We start from the raw sequence: 16,824 nt of genomic DNA on the forward strand, positions 1-16,824 counted from the left end.
CCGGGCGCCGCCGGGGCGTGCGGCGCCTCAAGCACGGCGCAGCCGACCCTGGACGAGCCCGGTGAAGAGGTTGAGCTTCTGGACCACGGCGCCCCGGCGCCCGCCCGCCGCCGAGCCCGCCGAGCGGTCCGGGACGCGGGTGCGCGGCGCGCTCGGCCGGCTGCGGCCGATCGTCAGCCGCGGGTACGCCTCCGGCCAGATCCGCTCCGACGTCGCGCTCGACCTCACCAACGTGATCACGAACCTGGAGAACGACCTCACCGCCGACCGGGACGTGGACGTCGGCCGCCGGATCGCCCTGCTGCACGCCAAGATCGCCACCCGGCGGCGCGAGAACGCGCTCAGCCCCGGCCTCGCGGACGAGCTGAACCGCGTCCTCGCGACCATCGCCGCATGAGCGCCGAGCCGGACCCCGGCGGCTGGCGCCGGGAGGAGGTCCGCCACCCCCGGCGCGGCCCGCGGATCCCGTGGCTGGCGCTCGCGGGCGCCGCCGCCACGGCCGTCGCCGCCGCCGTCCTGGTCGCCGGGATCGGCGACGCGCTCGCCGGCCCGGACGGCTCCACCGGCCGCCTCCTCCCGCTGCAGGCCGCCTCCCCGCCCGCGACGAAGACCCCGTCCCCGCCGCCCTCCTCGCCACCGGCCGCCGCACCGGCCGGAACGCCCTCCGAGCCGCCCTCCGGCAGCCCGCCGCGGGAGCGTGTCCCGCCCGGCCTCCTCATCGACGAGGCGCTGGTCAGGCTGCGCGCGTCGGTGGACCAGGGCGTCGCGGCCGGCGACGTCCGCGACGACGTCGGCCTCGACCTGGCCAACGTGATCGACGCCATGCTGGAGCGCCGCCACTCCCCGCTCGACCGCCGCCGCGCGGACGTCGCCGCCCTCCGGCGGAAGATCTCCACCCGCGCCCGCGAGGGCGCCATCGCCGGCGGCCGCGCCGCGCGGCTGCACGGCATCCTGGCCGCCGCCGGCTAGACCCGCCGGTCAGACGCAGCCGGTCAGACGCAGCCGGTTAGACGCAGCCCTCGAACTGCGGCACCTCGATGATCGACAGGTCGAGGCCGGTGCCGCCGAACCACTTCTCCGCCAGCCGCTCCGCCGTGCCGTCCTGGTACATCCGGGTGATGACCCGGTTGAGCGCCTCGCAGCCGTCGGTGTCGCCCTGGCGGATCCCGATGCCGGTGTTCTGCTCGCTGATCCGGGCGTTCACCAGCCGGAAGCCGCCGCCCTCGCGGCGGATGAGCCCGGCGAGGATCACGTCGTTGGTGGTGATGGCGTCCACCGTGCGCGCCTTGATCATGCGCATGCACTCGTCGTAGCTCTTGGCGGGGACGGTCCGGGCCGTCATCCCGCTCAGCGCGCGGAGCCGCAGGATCGGGTCCGCGCCCTCGACGGCGCAGAACCGGCGCCCGCTCAGATCGCGGATGCCCTTGACCCCGCGCTCGTCCGTCCGCACGAGGACGTCCTGGTAGGACATGTAGTACGGGCCCGCGAACGCGACCCGCGTCTTGCGCTCGGGCGTCACCGACAGCGTCGCGAGGACGAGGTCGGCGCGGCCCGACGTCAGCGCCGGAAGCCGCTCGGACGCCAGCACCTGGGTGAACTCGATCTTCTTCCCCAGCCGCCGCCCGACGTACCGGGCGACGTCGATGTCGAACCCCTCGAACTCGCCGTCGGGATGCCGCAGCCCGAGCCCCGGCAGGTCCGGCCGGACGCCGACCACCAGCGTCGACTTGTCGAGCAGCGACTCGTCCGCGCCCCGCCCGCAGCCCGCGAGCAGCCCGGCGGCCAGCAGCACCGCCGCGAGCGTCCGCCCCATGCCCATCCCCCGAACCTCCAGCGAGTCGACCATTCGGGCGTTGCACTCAGAACCGGAGCAGCCCGGGAATTCGGTAGGGGCACTCTATTTCCCCCCACGGTGATCGTCACGGGTTCGGCCGAAGTGCGGCGGACGCCGCCCGGCCCGAACACGCAGAGTCCCGAACACGCAGGGTGAAGTAGCATCGGAGCACCACAGACCGGACTCTCACCTCCAGGGACGGGGTACGCGTGCAGCAGCTCAGCCAGGAGGAGTTCACGGCGCTGCTCGCCTTCCGCACCGGGCTGCGGCGCTATCTGCGCTGGAGCGAGGAGGCGGCGCGCGCCGCCGGGCTGACGCCGGCCCAGCACCAGCTGCTCCTCGCCGTCAAGGGGCACGCCGCCGCGCGCCCGCCCACCATCGGGGACCTCGCCGACTACCTGCTGCTGCGCCACCACAGCGCCGTCGAGCTGATCAACCGGGCCGAGCACGGCGGCCTCGTCGTCCGCGAGCGCGACCCGGACGACAACCGGGTGATGCGGGTGCGGCTGACCGGCGCCGCCGAGCGCGTCCTGGCCGAGCTGACCCGCGTGCACCTCGCGGAACTGCGCGACCTCGCGCCGATCCTCGACCGGCTGACCGCCGAGCTGAAGACCCTCGAAGGGGGCTAACCGGCCACCGCGGCGGTGATCGCGCCCAGCACGGCGACCGACACCACGAGCACCGCCGTCAGGATCCAGCACAGCCGCCGGTTCGGTTCGAGATCCTCCCGGCGGGGCGGCGGTTCACCCGCCGCCAACCGGTTGAACATCGCGAACCGGGCCGCGAGCTCCCGGTCGTCTCGGCACAGTCCCATCTCGATGAGCGCGAGAACGCGGCTCTCGTGCAACGGCAGGCTCATCGCTCGCTCCTCCGGTTAGACCTTCCTGACTGGCGTAACCGGGAGAAGCAAGATCTATCGTCCGAATCAATCGCAAGCCGATACGAACCGGGCAGATTACGCGTCGCGCGGGCCGAACTCGACGCAGCAGTAGCCCTCCTGCGGGGCGAGCGCGGCCTGGACGCCGGACGCGCCGAGGCCGTCCACCACACCGGACAGAAAGGCGTGGTTCATCCCGCACACCAGGCCCGGATCGTCCGCCGCCATGGGATGGAACGGGCAGTTGCGCAGCCGCAGCCGCTCCGGGCTCTCCCGCTCGGGCTCGAACCCGTGCCGCTCCAGGACCTCCTGCGCGCGCGTGAGACCGCGCTCGGTGCCGAGCCGCCCACCGCGGACGGGCCGGCGCTCCGCCTCGCCCAGCGCGCGGCCCCGCTCGCCGGCGGCCCGCAGCGCCGCGTCCTGCCCGCTCTCCCCCGGCTCCTGCCCGCGCACGGCGTCCAGCAGGATGCCCGCGAGCAGCCCGTGCTCGCGCTGCGGGATGCTGACCCGCACGTCGAGCCCGGACGGCTCGTACACCTTGGGCGCCCGGCCCACCCGCCGCACGCCGGACGGGTTGGCGTAGCGGGCGCACAGCAGCCCGGCGTCCACGAGCTTGTCGAGGTGGAAGGCGGCCAGCTTCCGGGAGATGCCGACGCTCGCCGCCGCCTCGTCCCGGGTCACCGGCGCCCTCGCCGCGCGGATGAACGCGTACATCCGGCGCCGCAGGTCGTCGCTGAGGATCGCGGCGGCCTCCAGCCCGGCGGAGTCCGAAGTCACCCCACCACCCTAACCGGCGATCACCTTAACACCCAAAAATCGGTCTAAACCAAGATGACATACCCACCGACCTCGCCACCGTTGACGCGCTCCTGCTATAACACCAATACTTGTTGGTGAAATAGGAGGTCGTCATGGACGATCCGCAGCGGCAGTCGAAACGCCCGGTGAGCGCGCTCGCCGGGAGCTACGGCCACCCCCTGCACCCGGCCCTCGTGACCGTGCCGATCGGGGCGTGGGTGGGCAGCCTGGTGTTCGACGCCGCCTCGCACCTGGTCGGCGACCCGGACTTCCTGGCCAGGGGCTCGCTGTGGCTCATCGGGCTGGGCATCGCGGGGGCGCTCGCCGCCGCGGCGACCGGGTTCCTCGACCTGCTCGCCGTCCCGCCGGGGACGCGCGCCTTCCGCACCGCGCTCGTCCACATGTCCCTCAACCTCGCCGTCACCGCCGCCTACGCGGGCGGCTTCGGCTGGCGCTACGGGGACGTCACCGGACCCGTCTCCCCGGGGCCGATCGCCCTGTCGGCGGTGTCCCTGGCGGCCCTGGCCGTGTCCGGCGTCCTGGGCGGCAGGCTCGCCTACCGCTACGGCGTCCGCGTCGCCGACGAGCAGACCCAGTCCGAGGGCTTCGCCCGCACATCCCGGCCCACCGCCGACCAAGGAGAACGACCATGAGCATCGCCGCACTCGTCACCTGGCTGATCACCGCCCTCGGCGGCTTCTACATGCTGGGCACCTGGATCGCCCGCGGCGGCGTCCGCGGCGGCACGTCCCGCCTCCCCGTCCCGGTGATCTTCGGCCACTTCCTGCTCGCCGCCGCCGGCCTGGTGGTCTGGATCATCTACCTGTTCGCCGACGCGGCCGCCCTCGCCTGGACGGCCTTCGGCCTGCTGCTGCCGGTGGCACTGCTCGGCTTCGTGATGTTCTTCCGCTGGCTGTCGGTGACCCGCACCCCGTCCGTCCGCACCGCCGGCGCCCCCGGCTCCGCCCAGGCCGCCACCCCGCCCGAGCGCGCCTTCCCCGTCCCGGTCGTCCTGGGCCACGGCCTCTTCGCAGTGGCGACCCTAGCCCTGGTAGTCCTGTCCGCCCTGCAATCCTGACCGACAACCCCGGCCACCACATCAACCCCGCACAGACCGGGACCGTCGCGATTGCGACCGAAGGCAGGTTCGAGCGAAGCAAGAACCTGATCGCGCAGCGAGCCGCAAGGCGAGCCGGAGCGATGCAGCAATCGCACGTTCTGCCCGCCGAAGGGAGGGCCTCCAAGGCCCGACCGCCAAGGGCAGGACAATGAATACAGCAGGCACCTCTCCGGATTGAGGTGCCTGCTGTGTGTCGGGCGGTCGGGCGAACCGGGCCTTTCGGTCCGGGTCAAGGCTTCGTCCGATGCCCGGGTTCTGCGGTTCTCTGCAAGGCGGGGGTTAGGTGCCGGCGACCACTTCCTTCTCTGGCTCGGGGACGGTTGGGGAGGGCTGCGGGCGGCGCGGGGTCATGCCAAGGGCGGCGATCGCTGCGATCACCATGAACCCGCCGACCATCAGCCAGGCGTTCGTGTAGGCGGTGTGGGCGTCGGGCCAGCCTCGCGGGGTGCCGAGGGCGGCGACGGCGAGGCTCACGCCGAGGACGGTGCCGATCTGGCGGCTCATGTTCACCACGGCGCTGCCGGTGGCGTAGCGGTGCGGCGGCAGTTCCACGGCGGCGGCCGACAGGATGGTGGGGAGGGCGAGGCCGACGCCCGTCCCGCCGATGAGCCAGCCCGGCAGCAGCTGGGTGGCGTAGGCCGGTGCCGGGCCGAGGCTCATCGCGATCATGACGACGCCGAACGCGCACAGCATGCACCCGGCGGCGGTGATCAGACCGACGGGGACGCGGGCGGCGGCCAGCCGGCCGGCGACGAGCGCCATGACGGGCACCATCAGCGGGCCGGGCGCGACGGCGAGCCCGGTCCTGATGGGCGAGTAGTGCCAGACCTGCTGCATCCACAGCACGCCGAGCAGGAGGTTGGCGGCGAACGCGACGGTGAACAGCAGGACCGCGGCGTTCGACCAGAAGAAGGTGCGGACGGCGAGCAGCGCGGGCTCGATGACCGGGGCGGGGTGCCGCAGCGAGCGCAGCCAGAACCAGGCCAGGCCGAGCAGGGCGGCGCCCACGACGAGGACGGTGTGCTCGGCGGGCCAGTCGTTGATCTTCACCAGGCCGAGCGCGAGCAGCGCGATCGCGGCGGTCAGCACCGCCGTGCCGGGCAGGTCGGGGACGCGGGCGGTGGCGCCCTCGCGGGAGTCGGGGACGAGCCGCACCGCGAGCAGCACCGCGGCGATCCCGATGGGAACGTTGACCTCGAACACCCAGCGCCAGGAGACGTCCACCAGGACACCGCCGACGGCGGGGCCGGCCGCGGCGGCGAGCGCGGACGCGGCGGACCAGATCCGCACCGCGCCGCCGCGCCTGGCCGCGGGGAAGGCCGACAGCAGCAGGCCGAGGCTGGTGGGGATGAGCGCGGCGGCCCCGGCGGCCTGCAGCACGCGGAAGCCGACGAGCCACCACAGGTCGGGCGCGGCGGCGCACGCCTGGGAGGCGACGGTGAAGACGGTCAGGCCGAGGACGAGCCCGGCCTTGCGCCCGTACCGGTCGGCGAGCCGGCCGAGCGGGACGAGCAGTGCGGCGAACACGATCGCGTAGCCGTTGAGCACCCAGGACAGGTCGGCCATCGGGGTGCCGGCGAAGTCGCGGCCGATGTCGTCGAAGGCCACGTTGACGATGAACAGGTCGAGGCCCGCCATGAAGGAGGCGACGGAGAGCACCGCGAGGACGGGGCCGGTGCGTACCTGACTTTGTTCCACCATAGTCAGGGACGCTAGCGCCCGACCTGACTTTGGTCAAGCAAAGTCAGCAGGTTTATAGTGGAGGCGTGACAATCGCACTTGAGGGGCACTTCGCCGACCGCGACGCGTGGTCCATGCAGAACTGCCCGGTCGCCCGGACCCTCGCCGCGCTCGGCCCGCCGTCGGCGGTGCTGGTGCTCAGCGAGGCGTTCTTCGGGACCAATCGTTTCGGCGACTTCGTGCGCAACCTCGGCATGACCGAGTCCGCCGTCACCGCCCGCCTGCGCCACCTCGTCAAGGCGGGGCTGCTCACCCGGGAGCCGTACCAGGAGCCCGGCCAGCGCACGCGCTACGAGTACCACCTGACGAAGATGGGCCTGGACCTCGCGCCCACCCTCGTCAGCCTCATGGAGTGGGGCGAGACCTACCTGCCCCACGAGGAGGGGCGCCAGGTCATGCTGACGCATGCCCGCTGCGGCGAGCGCGTCACGGCGCAGGTCCGGTGCGCGGACGGCCACGACGTCGGGGTGGACGAGATCGTCATGGGCCCGCCCGCCCTCGAGGAGGAGTAGCGGCGGATCAGCCGGTCCGGCGGGGGCTCGCCCCGCCGGCGAGCCGCAGCGCGTGCTCGACCAGCGACACCAGCACCTGCTTCGCCGACACCGTCCGGCGCGCGTCGCACAGCAGGACGGGCACGTGCGGGTCGATGTCCAGCGCCGTCTGGATCTCCGCCGGGTCGTACCGGTCGGCGTCGTCGAAGCAGTTCACCGCGACGACGAACGGGGTGCCCTTCCGCTCGAAGTAGTCGATCGAGGCGAAGCTCGCCGTCAGCCGCCGCGTGTCGGCGAGCACGACCGCGCCGAGCGCGCCCCGCGACAGCTCGTTCCACATGAACCAGAACCGCTCCTGGCCCGGCGTCCCGAACAGGTAGATCGCGACGCCGTCGCGCAGCGTGATGCGGCCGAAGTCCATCGCCACCGTCGTGGTGGTCTTGGCGGCGACGCCGTCGAGGTCGTCGACGCCGACGCTCGCGTCGGTCAGCGCCTCCTCGGTGCGCAGCGGCCGGATCTCGCTGACCGCGCCCACCAGCGTCGTCTTCCCGACGCCGAACCCGCCGGCGACGAGGATCTTCAGCGCGACGCGCGGGCCGTCCTCCCGGTCGTCGGCGGGCTCGGCGGCGGCGGGGGGCGGTGAATCAGAGTGCACGGAGTTCATCGAGCACCATCCTGAGCAGGTTCTGGTCGGTGTGCGGGGGGACCGCCGCCGGCTGCCCGGTCGGCGAGGACGGCGTGGACCACCGCTGGACGTCCACGAGGCCCGAGTCGATCAGGTCGCCGGCCAGCACCCGGATCACGCCGAGCGGCAGGTTCAGGTCCGAGGCGAGGTCGGCGAGGGCGTGCGGGCGGCGGCACAGCGCCAGCAGCCGGCGCTGCTGGCGCGACAGCCGGCCCGGATCGGCCGGCCGCCGCCCGGTCGCGACGAGGATCGCCACGATGTCGAGCGGCTCGCCGGTCGGCCGGGTCCGGCCGCGCGTCACCGCGTAGGGGCGGACGATGGGCCCGGCGGCGGCGTCGAGCCACCGCTCGCGGCCCCATTCCCGCCCGGGACCCCGGGGAGCTCCGGGCACGTCACTGGGGTCCATGGCGGGTCACCTGGGTCCGGGTCCGGCGGCGCCCTGCCTGAGTCCGGTGGACAGCTGCCGCCCGACGCGCTTGACCAGCATCGTCATCTCGTAGGCGACGAGGCCCGCGTTCGCGCCGACCTCGCTGAGCAGCGCCAGGCAGCTGTTGGCCCCGGCGGGCACCACGAAGAACAGGCCCTGGTCCATCTCGATGAGCGTCTGCCGGATCTCGCCGGACTCCAGCTGCGGCTTCGCGCCGATCGCGAGGCTGTGGAACCCGGCGGCCAGCGCCGCGAGGTACTCGCCGTCCTCGCGGCCGACGCCGCGCGACTTGCCCATCACGAGCCCGTCCCGGGACAGCACCACGACCTTGCGGATCTGCGGAACCCGGTCGACGAGGTCGTCGAGGAGGAAGTTGAGCTCGGCGGCGACTCCCTGCTGGGTCATGATCTTCCCTCCATGCCGTCGGCCGGTCCTTCGTCCTCGTCCCTGCCCCGCAGCCAGCCGGCCTGCAGGGAGGCGAACAGGTCCCGCGACGCCTCCGCCGAGCGCTCCTCCCAGGCCGCGACCGCGTCCTCGGGCGGCACGGCGGGCGGCTCGTCGAAGCCGTCCTGGTCGCGCAGCTGCGGCGCCAGGTTGCCGCCCCGCACGCGGCGCGGCAGCGGGGCGCGCCCGCCGCCCGCCTGCACCTGCGCGTCCCCGAACGACGCGGGCGCCTCGTAGCGGCCGGCGTCGGCGTAGGGGTCGTGGCCGTAGGCGGGGATGCGCGGGCCCGCGGCCTGGAACGGCCGCGTCGCGTCGAACGCGGGCGGCGGCCCGGGCCGCGCCCCGTACGACGGTGGGGTGCCGTACGACGTCGGGGTCTCGGTTCCGTCGTAGGCGTTGAACCCCACCGTCGCGCCGGGCTCCGGCCCGTCCTCCGGGGACGCCGGGGCGTCGGGCGCCGTGCTCTCGTAGGTCGGCGCCGGGTCGTACTGGGGCGCCTCATAGGCGGGCGCCGGGTCATAGGGCGGCGGGGTCTCCTGGACGGGCGGCGGAGCGGGCGGCGCGTCGTACACCGGCGCGTTCAGCATCGCCGTGGACGACGACCCGGGCGGCGTGGGCCACTGCCGCGTCGACCCGTTCAGCGAAGCGTGCCCGTTCCGCCCGGCTCCCCCGGCGACCGGGACGTCGCCGCCGGGCCCGGCGGCCTGCCCGTCCTCGTCCTCCGGCTGGTCGACGTCCACGATCAGCTCGCGCGGGATCAGCACGACCGCGCTGACGCCCCCGTACAGCGACGGCTGGAGCGCGACCCTGATGCCGTGCCGTCCGGCGAGCCGGGCGACGACGAACAGCCCGAGCCGGTCGGTGACGGCCAGGTCGAACTCCGGCGGCCGCGACAGCCGCAGGTTCAGCGCGTCCAGTTCGGACTGGTCGAGGCCGATGCCGCGGTCGATGACGTCGACGGCGAACCCGTTGGCGCCCATCTCGCCGCGCACCAGCACCTCGGTCGGCGCGGGCGAGAACACGGTGGCGTTCTCGATCAGCTCGGCGAGCAGGTGGATGATGTCGGCGACGGCCTCGCCGATCAGCGCGGCCCGCCCGGAGACGACCACGACCTCGACGCGGGTGTAGTCCTCGACCTCGGCGACGGCGGCGCGGAGCACGTCCTCGACGTGCACCGGCCGGCTCCAGCCGCGGCCCGGGGTCGTCCCGGACAGGATGACCAGGCCCTCGGCGTGCCGGCGCATGCGGGTGGTGAGGTGGTCGAGCCGGAACAGGTCCTCCAGGGCCTTCGGGTCGGACGCGCCGCGCTCCATCTCGTCCAGCATCCGGAGCTGGCGGTGCAGCAGCGACTGGCTGCGCCAGGCGACGTTGAGGAACACGCGGCTGATGCCCTGCCGCAGGTACGACTCGCGGACGGCGGTGTCGATCGCGGTGCGCTGCACCTTGGTGAACGCGTCGCCGACCCGCGCGACCTCCTTGGTCTTGCCGATGACGAGCGGCGGCGCCTCGGCGTCCACGTCGACCTCCTCGCCGCGCCGGAGCCGGGCGACGACGCCGGGCAGCCGGTCCTCGGCGAGGTCCAGCGCGGCGCGCTGCAGCCCGCGCAGCTCGCGGGACAGGCTGCGGGCGGCGAGCAGCGACAGCACGATCGAGGCGATGACCGCGAGCAGCCCGAACCCGCCGGCGAGGACGAGCCGCATCACGATCCGCTCGCCGATCGGCTTCGCCAGCTCGTTCAGCGCGAGGCTCGCCTGCTGGACCCGCTGGCCCCACGCCTGCGACAGCAGCTGGGTGGTGGCCTGCCAGTCGGCCGCCTCGGGCGGCAGCCGGTCGCCGCGCGCGTCCACGATCGCGGTCTCGGCGGCCCGGTACCGCTGGAACTGCTCGGACGCGGCGAGCGCGCTCAAAGGCGCGCGGATCTGCTCGTCGAGGTCGGCGAGGCCGGCCTCGAACTCGCGCCGGCCCTCCGCCGCCCACTGGACGAACGCGGTGTGCTCGGCCCGGGTGAGCCGGCCGTTGCGCGCCATCGCGGCGGTGACGAGCGAGTCCTGGCGCAGCATGTAGGCGCGGGCGTTGCCGATGCCGATCAGCGCGCGGCCCTGGGTGAGGATCGCGACGTCGTTGACCGTCACCAGGCCGTCGAAGACCTTGATGACCTGGTCGAGCATCGTGCTGTAGGAGTTGATGACGTCGAGCGGCGCGGTCTTGCCGGAGTCGACCTCGCCGCGCAGCCGCGGCAGCCCGTCCAGCGCCTTGATCGCCTCGGCGAGGCGCTTCTTCGTCTCGGGCTGCGCCGCGTCCTGCGCGTCGGCCGACAGCGCCGTCCCGCGGAAGGACTTCTCGACCGCGCTGACCCGGGCGCGCTGCGCGCCGAGCTTCTGTTTGGCCCCGGCGTCGCGGGAGACGAGCGCGGCGACGCTGAGCGACCGCTCGGCCTGGAGCTGGTTCACCAGGTAGAGGCCGGGCAGGCCCATCTTCTCGTACGTCGTCGAGAAGTCGTACTTGTCGAAGGCGTCGCCGAGCGTGATGTTCGCGGCGAACGCCCACAGGGTGATGAGCGACACCAGCGGCACCAGCAGCAGCGCCGTGATCCGCAGGCGGATCGGGCGCCGCCGGCGGGGCCTGCCGCCGGGGACGCCGTCGCGGGGTGTCTTCGAGGCCATCTGATCACAACCTCATGCCGGGGACGGGCCGGGTGCGCCGGCCCGTGTCGTGGGGGGATGCGGGGACGGAGAGCGGGGTCGTCGTGCTCGCGTCGGTGCGGGGTCAGGTCCTCACGAGGTCAGGTCCTCACGGATCATCTCCTCGCGGGGTCATGTCCTCGCTTGGGGGCGTACCTCGTCCATGGCCGCGCGGGCGACCAGCCCGCGCAGCCGGCCGGAGATCATGGCGACGGCCTCCGCGTGGCCGCGCGCCGCCTGCTCCCGGGACGTGTACTGCCCGATGTCGGCGTGCATCGCGTGGTCGGACACGAGCGTCTGCCACAGCAGCGGCCGGCCGTTCGCGGCGATGCCGAGGTCGACGACGGTGAACCAGGTCGAGACGACCACGACGGCGGCGCCGACGCGGATGACGTCCTGCGCGAGCAGGCGCCCCCGCACGTCCAGCAGCAGCCGCTGGGCCTCCTCTGCGGTGGCCGGGGTCCCGTCCGACCGGTGGTAGCGCGGGGGACGGCGGTCAGCAGGCGCGTATTCGGGCATGGCACTTCCATTCGCCGAACCGGGGGTCTGCGAAAGGGGGGTGCTCAGTGCCCGGGGTACTCGTCCCGCGGCCAGGCGCGCACTTCGCACCACACCGACTTTCCGGCCGGGGTGTGCTCGGTGCCGTGCCCGTCGGCCATGACCGCGACGAGGAACCAGCCCCGTCCCGTCTCCTCCATGAGGTCGACCTGGCGCGGCCGGGGGACGCCGCCGCCCTGGTCGTGCACCTCGACGCGGAGCCGGGTGCCGGCGCGCAGCAGCCGCAGCCGGAGCGTGGAGCCCGTCGCGTGCCGGACGGCGTTGGTGACCAGCTCGGAGACCAGGACCTCGGCGTCGTCGCGGATGTGCGCGATGCCGGAGGCGGCCGTGACGGACCGGCTGAACCGCCGCGCCCGCGGCACGGACTCCCGTTCGGCGGGCAGCGTCAGCTCGCCCAGCAGCTGCGGGGGCGGTTCGTCGATCGTGGGCAGGCCGTGCGGCGGTGCCGTCGTGGCCGTGCCGGTGGTGAGCGCGTCGCCGGGGAGTGTGTTGGGGAGTGGGCTGCTAGGGAGTTCGATGGTGTGGTGTTCGCCCGACATGGTGAACGCCTCCTTGACTAAGGCGTGTCGCCCGGGCCCAGCCCGGCCGGGGTGCGGGGCTGGTGAGGGCGTGGGGGGTCGGCGCGTGCGGCGCCGTGTTCGAGGAGGCCGTCATGACGGCTCGCCCTCCTCGGCCTGGGTGCCCACCCGGCTGCGCAGCAGCCGGGCGGTACTGGTGAACCACTCGTAGTTCTCCTGCTCGAAGCGGCGGCCCCGCAGGCAGGTGAGGTACGGACCGAGCGGCGTCCCGGTGCGCAGGAACGCCTCCTCGTCCATGTCGCCGCGCAGGTGCTTGAGGGTGCGCTCGAAGACCTCGACCTTGGCGGCGGCCGCGACCGCCCTGTCCTCGAGCTGCGCGATGACGGACGCGGCGGAGATGTGGTCCACGGCCTGGACCATCACGAGCAGGTTCTCGCGGATGATCCCGGGTTTCGCGGGCGTCTCGGCGAACCGTTCGAGCTCGTCGACGCCGGCCCGCGTGACCGTGTACACCCGCTTGTTGGGACGGTCGTGCTGGATGATCTGCCGTCCGCGGATCAGGCCCTCCGTCTCCAACCTCGACAGCTCCGAGTAGAGCTGCTGCGGTACGGCATGCCAGAAGTTGGAGACCGACAAATCGAAGATCTTGGCCAGCTGGTAGCCGCTGTACTCGCCGTCGAGCAGCGCCGCCAGCACCGCGTGACGTAGCGCCATCGGCCTTCTCTCCCCGCCTTGACTCAGGGTTGCGACCGACGTTATCAGACAAAGACATGATTAGTCATGCTTTTGACTAGGATTGGTCGAGGGGAATTTCTGGATCTTCGGAATTGCAGGTCATGGGGGTCATGACGGCCGTGCGGGCGGCGGTCATGCGGGGGCCCGCCGGAGTTCCGCGACGCCCGGTTCGAGGTCGTCCGCGAGTGCGGTGATCTCCCCGGCGAGGAACGCCTCGCGGGTCAGCCGGCGCTGCATCTTGCCGCTCGTGGTGCGGCGCACGGTGCCGCGCGCGGCGAGCACGACGCTCACCGCAGGCAGCTCGAACGCCCGTGCCACACGGGCCTTGAGGAGCGCCGCCAGCTCGTCCAGGGGCGTGCCCGCGGCCGCCCGCGTGCTGATCTCCTGGACGAGGACGACGTGCTCCCGGCCCGCGTCCAGCCCGCCGTCCGGCCCCCCGTCGAGCGCGCCGTCGAGGGCGAACGCGGCGCCGACCAATGCGGCCGGATGGGCCGCCCGCGCCGCCTCCTCGATGTCGTGGGCATGGATATTGCGGCCGTTGACAATGATCAGATCCTTGATCCTCCCGGTGACGAAGAGTTCGCCGCCGAGCTGGAATCCGAGATCACCGGTACGCAGATAGGGGCCGTTCCCGGAGTCCGTTCTCGCCCGGAAAGTCGCGGCGCTTTCCTCCGCGCTTCCCCAATAGCCCCGTGCGACGCTGCCGCCCCGCACCCAGATCTCGCCGACGCGCCCCTCCGGGCGCTCGGCGCGGGTGTCGGGGTCGACGATCCGCACGTCCAGCGTGACGGGCCGGCCGCTGCTCACCAGCCGCCGTACGGGCCCCGGTCCGGTGCCGGGGACGGCCTCGTCCTTGGTGAGGGCGTCGGCGTCGAAGTCGCGGATCACCGGGCCGCCGCCGAGCGGCGCGCCGGTGACGAGCAGCGTCGTCTCCGCCATCCCGTAGCAGGGCATCCACATCTCGGGCCGGAACCCGACCGGGCCGAACCGCTCGGCGAGGGCCTCCAGGGTCGCCGCCCGCACCGGCTCGGCGCCGTTCTTCACCACCGTCAGCGACGACAGGTCCAGCCCGTCCAGCTGCCGGTCGGTGACGCGGCGCAGGGCCAGCTCGTACCCGAAGTTGGGCGCCACGGTGATCGTGCCCCGGTACCGGCTGATCAGCTCCAGCCACAGCACGGGGCGCTTGATGAACGTGATGGGCGAGGTGAACACGTACCGGCAGGCGAGGTAGAGCGGCTGGAGGAACTGACCGACCAGCCCCATGTCGTGGTAGTGCGGCACCCAGCCGACGCCGATCGTGTCGGGCGAGCCCTCGATCCGGCGCTTGATCTCCTCGCCGTTGCACAGCAGGTTGCCGTGGCTGACCATCACGCCCTTCGGGTCGCTGGTCGAGCCGGACGTGTACTGCAGGAACGCGAGGGTGTCGGGGCCGAACTCCGGCGGCGACCAGTCGCCCGGATCGACGTCCTTGCCCGCCTGGGTGTCGAGGCAGTGCAAGCGGCTGCGCAGGCCCGCCGCCCGCAGCCACGCGTCGAGCGTGCCCCGGTGGGCGGTGTCGGTGAGGATCAGCGCGATGTCGGCGTCCTCGATGATGCGGCGAGTGCGCCCGAACCGTCCCGCGTCCAGGTCGGGCAGCGGCGCCGGGACGGCGATGACGCGCGCGTACAGGCACCCCAGGAACGCCGAGATGAACTCCAGGCCCTCCGGATACAGCAGCAGGACGGCCCTGTCCCGCAGCCCGCGCGCCTCCAGGCGGCGGGCCAGCGCGCGCGCCTTGCGGTCGAGTTCGGCGAACCCGAGCACGTTCTCCTTATAGGTGCGCCCGGCCCCGGGGGGTGCGGGGGGTTGCCCCCCGGAAGAAGACGCCTCGCTGATGAAGGTGAACGAGCGGTCGTCACCGTGGGTCCGGATGTTGTCCCGGACCAGCGACACGAAGTCCGTGTACACGGCCTATCACTCGTCCTCGGCGAGAGAGAGCAGGGAGAACCAGCGCCGTTCGTCGAAGCCGCGGAACATCACGTCCTCCAGCGACGGGAGGAACTCCTCCGACAGGACGGCGTCGGGCTGCGCGCGCTGGAGCAGCCGCTGCAGGCACAGCACGAGCCACTGGCCGTCGGCGAACGCCCCGCCGAACGCGTGCCTGTTGTGCAGCCACGTCAGCATGCACGACGACATCGCGTGCAGCTCGCAGTACCGCTTGGCGCGGGCGAGCGCGGCGACCGAGGAGATGTCGCCCTCGCTCGTCCGGATGCCCTCCTCCACCTTGGCGCGCAGCCCGCCGATGCTGGACGTGAGGTCCTTCAGCTCCGCCGCGACGCCGGGCGCCGCGTGCGCGTTCGCCGCCGCCAGGACCTGCTCGGCGAGCTGCTCGAACCGCTGCCCGACCTCGTCGCGCCCCTCGTTGGTGAGCTGGAGCAGCCGCCCGTCCGGCTCCCAGGCGGGCGGGGTGCGCGTCCAGCAGAACAGGTCGGCGAGCAGCTCGTCCTCGCGCCCGGTCTCCTCGGGCGGCTCGATCAGGTACGGGAGCTGCCCGGCCACGTTCGCCAGGTTCACGTGCGTGGTGCCCTCGAAGATGCTCGCGATCGCGTGGTCGCGCTGGAGCTTCTGGAACACCCCGTGCGCCACGCCCTCGCGCAGGTAGCCGCGCGCGGCGAGGACGGTGCCGATGCTCGCCACGACCTCCTCCCCCACCACGGGGACGAGGTACTTCACGATCGACGACCACAGGCTCAGCCGCCCCGGCGCCACCGTCAGGCAGCGCGCCACCGGGATCGCGACGCACTCGGCGATCAGCAGGTCCAGATGGGCCTTCAGCAGATGGTCCCGGATGACGGGGATCTTGTAGATGTCCGAGCCGTAGAGGGTGCGCTGCCGGGCGTACTCCATCCCGATCCGCACGACCGCGTCCATCGTGCCGACCGACAGCGCCGCGATCGCCGTCCGGGTGATCTGCAGCGTCTTCAACGTCTGGACGAGCCCGGACCCGCGCCGCCCGATCACCCGGTCGGCCGGGACCCGCGCCCCGGAGAACGCGACGCCGGACAGGTCGTGGCCGCGCAGCCCCACCGTCCGGACGGGCGGCAGCGTCGACCAGACCGCCGGGTCCAGTTCCCGCTTGTCCACCAGGATGAGGGAGAAGTCGCGCGGGCCGGTCCTGGCATAGGTGGTCACGAACCGGCCGCGGGTGGCGTTGCCGACCGGCCACTTCACGCCCGTCAGCACCAGCTCGTCGCCCTGGATCTCGGCCTCCGACTCCGACGCCATCACATCGCTGCCGTGGTCGGCCTCCGAGACGCCGAAGCAGGCCAGGTCGCCGCGCAGCACCCCGTCGGCGACCGCCTTGCGCTGCCAGGAGTTCCCCCACAGCCACACGGGGTTCACCGCGAGCAGCCCCGACCCGTACATCACCGCCACCGTGACGCTGCGGCGGGAGATGCCGCGGGTCACGAAGAACAGCTCCTCCAGGGTCGACAGCCGTCCTCCGAGCGGGGCCGGCACCAGGTACGCCGGAAAGCCCCAGGCCCGGACGGCGTCCACGGCGCCCGGCGGCAGCTCGTCGCGCTCCTCGGCCTCCACGATCGCCTTGTAGGAGAACGGCCCGGCCTCGTCGTCCATCGGATCGCCGAGGTAGCCGTCCAGGTCGGCGGCGATCCCGTGCGCCGGGGACAGCCCGGCGGGCGCCCGGCCCGGCGGCGGCGGGCTCCCGGACGCCTGCCGCGCGGACGCCTGCCGGTCGGGGGTCTGCCGGTCGGGTGCCTGCCGGTCGGGTGCCTGCCGTGCCGGTGCCGGCCGCGCGGGCGCCGGGTCCGTGGACGCCGGCCCGGCGGGGGCGGGGTCCGCGAGCGCCGGAACCGCGCGTGCGGGGCTCACGGGGTGTGCGGGGACCTTACTGTCCATCGTTCCTTCCACTCCCTTT

The 16,824-nt window shown here is 73.3% G+C and carries 19 protein-coding genes; 6 read left to right on the top strand and 13 right to left on the bottom strand.

The features are described 5' to 3' along the window. Together AB0K34_RS35700 and AB0K34_RS35705 are read left to right on the top strand one after the other, a co-directional pair. On the top strand, positions 1–397 hold a 397-nt coding region (locus tag AB0K34_RS35700; RefSeq protein ID WP_364553264.1), incomplete at its 5' end, for a hypothetical protein. Continuing rightward, on the top strand, positions 394–969 hold the full coding sequence (locus AB0K34_RS35705) for a hypothetical protein (protein WP_364553265.1): 576 nt from the start codon (positions 394–396) through the stop codon (positions 967–969). The genes AB0K34_RS35700 and AB0K34_RS35705, both read left to right, overlap by 4 nt. A 37-nt stretch (positions 970–1,006) precedes the next feature. Here the strand turns inward: AB0K34_RS35705 and AB0K34_RS35710 are convergent, their stop codons facing one another. After that, on the bottom strand, positions 1,007–1,846 hold the full coding sequence (locus AB0K34_RS35710) for a glutamate ABC transporter substrate-binding protein (RefSeq protein WP_240808621.1): 840 nt from the start codon (positions 1,844–1,846) through the stop codon (positions 1,007–1,009). A gap of 197 nt (positions 1,847–2,043) precedes the next feature. On the opposite strand from AB0K34_RS35710, the gene AB0K34_RS35715 reads away from it, so the two are divergent. Beyond that, positions 2,044–2,463 (top strand): MarR family transcriptional regulator, encoded by a 420-nt coding sequence (locus tag AB0K34_RS35715; RefSeq protein ID WP_138642119.1) that lies wholly within the window; start codon positions 2,044–2,046, stop codon positions 2,461–2,463. Here AB0K34_RS35715 and AB0K34_RS35720 read toward each other — a convergent pair. Together AB0K34_RS35720 and AB0K34_RS35725 are read right to left on the bottom strand one after the other, a co-directional pair. Further along, positions 2,460–2,693, bottom strand: a complete 234-nt coding sequence (locus tag AB0K34_RS35720; protein WP_301177002.1) for a DUF3040 domain-containing protein — start codon at positions 2,691–2,693, stop codon at positions 2,460–2,462. The two genes, AB0K34_RS35715 and AB0K34_RS35720, sit on opposite strands and share 4 nt — an antisense overlap. Before the next feature lie 96 nt (positions 2,694–2,789). After that, complete coding sequence (locus AB0K34_RS35725) at positions 2,790–3,488, bottom strand: helix-turn-helix domain-containing protein (protein ID WP_364553267.1); 699 nt, start codon at positions 3,486–3,488, stop codon at positions 2,790–2,792. 134 nt (positions 3,489–3,622) lie between these two features. Here AB0K34_RS35725 and AB0K34_RS35730 point away from each other — a divergent pair, with 134 nt between their 5' ends. Both AB0K34_RS35730 and AB0K34_RS35735 read left to right on the top strand, forming a co-directional pair. Further along, on the top strand, positions 3,623–4,162 hold the full coding sequence (locus tag AB0K34_RS35730) for a DUF2231 domain-containing protein (protein ID WP_364553268.1): 540 nt from the start codon (positions 3,623–3,625) through the stop codon (positions 4,160–4,162). Then, the gene (locus AB0K34_RS35735) at positions 4,159–4,587 is read left to right on the top strand and encodes a hypothetical protein (protein ID WP_364553270.1); all 429 of its coding nucleotides are present in this window, start codon (positions 4,159–4,161) and stop codon (positions 4,585–4,587) included. Before AB0K34_RS35730 ends, AB0K34_RS35735 begins: the two co-directional genes overlap by 4 nt. 321 nt (positions 4,588–4,908) lie before the next feature. Here AB0K34_RS35735 and AB0K34_RS35740 read toward each other — a convergent pair whose 3' ends face one another. Beyond that, positions 4,909–6,330, bottom strand: coding sequence for an MFS transporter (locus AB0K34_RS35740; protein ID WP_138641129.1), 1,422 nt, complete (start codon positions 6,328–6,330; stop codon positions 4,909–4,911). Positions 6,331–6,395: 65 nt separating this feature from the next. Between AB0K34_RS35740 and AB0K34_RS35745 the strand changes: the two genes are divergently transcribed. Then, entirely contained in the window at positions 6,396–6,881 is a 486-nt protein-coding gene (locus AB0K34_RS35745) for a helix-turn-helix domain-containing protein (RefSeq protein ID WP_364553272.1), read from the top strand. Positions 6,882–6,888: 7 nt separating this feature from the next. Here the strand turns inward: AB0K34_RS35745 and AB0K34_RS35750 are convergent, their stop codons facing one another. The 9 genes from AB0K34_RS35750 to AB0K34_RS35790 form a co-directional block, all read right to left on the bottom strand. Beyond that, a complete protein-coding gene (locus tag AB0K34_RS35750; RefSeq protein ID WP_138641131.1) occupies positions 6,889–7,524 on the bottom strand; it encodes an ATP/GTP-binding protein in 636 nt (211 codons plus the stop codon). Next, entirely contained in the window at positions 7,505–7,951 is a 447-nt protein-coding gene (locus AB0K34_RS35755) for a DUF742 domain-containing protein (protein WP_138641133.1), read from the bottom strand. The genes AB0K34_RS35750 and AB0K34_RS35755 overlap by 20 nt, the downstream gene beginning before the upstream one ends. A gap of 6 nt (positions 7,952–7,957) precedes the next feature. Further along, positions 7,958–8,377 (bottom strand): roadblock/LC7 domain-containing protein, encoded by a 420-nt coding sequence (locus AB0K34_RS35760; RefSeq protein ID WP_138641134.1) that lies wholly within the window; start codon positions 8,375–8,377, stop codon positions 7,958–7,960. Then, positions 8,374–11,079: a nitrate- and nitrite sensing domain-containing protein gene (locus AB0K34_RS35765; RefSeq protein WP_364553274.1), complete on the bottom strand. Its 2,706-nt coding sequence runs from the start codon at positions 11,077–11,079 to the stop codon at positions 8,374–8,376. The genes AB0K34_RS35760 and AB0K34_RS35765 overlap by 4 nt, the downstream gene beginning before the upstream one ends. A gap of 150 nt (positions 11,080–11,229) precedes the next feature. Further along, positions 11,230–11,616: a hypothetical protein gene (locus tag AB0K34_RS35770; protein WP_138641136.1), complete on the bottom strand. Its 387-nt coding sequence runs from the start codon at positions 11,614–11,616 to the stop codon at positions 11,230–11,232. Between the two features lie 44 nt (positions 11,617–11,660). Beyond that, positions 11,661–12,194, bottom strand: coding sequence for an ATP-binding protein (locus tag AB0K34_RS35775; RefSeq protein ID WP_138641137.1), 534 nt, complete (start codon positions 12,192–12,194; stop codon positions 11,661–11,663). Positions 12,195–12,305: 111 nt separating this feature from the next. Further along, the gene (locus tag AB0K34_RS35780; protein ID WP_364553277.1) at positions 12,306–12,887 is read right to left on the bottom strand and encodes a PadR family transcriptional regulator; all 582 of its coding nucleotides are present in this window, start codon (positions 12,885–12,887) and stop codon (positions 12,306–12,308) included. Between the two features lie 153 nt (positions 12,888–13,040). After that, positions 13,041–14,855 (bottom strand): fatty acyl-AMP ligase, encoded by a 1,815-nt coding sequence (locus AB0K34_RS35785; protein WP_138638505.1) that lies wholly within the window; start codon positions 14,853–14,855, stop codon positions 13,041–13,043. Between the two features lie 6 nt (positions 14,856–14,861). Beyond that, a complete protein-coding gene (locus AB0K34_RS35790; RefSeq protein WP_364553279.1) occupies positions 14,862–16,778 on the bottom strand; it encodes an acyl-CoA dehydrogenase in 1,917 nt (638 codons plus the stop codon). Between the last annotated feature and the right edge of the window lie 46 nt (positions 16,779–16,824).

It is taken from the genome of Actinomadura sp. NPDC049382 (genome assembly GCF_040677125.1).
GTDB classification, from domain to species: Bacteria; Actinomycetota; Actinomycetes; order Streptosporangiales; family Streptosporangiaceae; genus Spirillospora; species Spirillospora geliboluensis.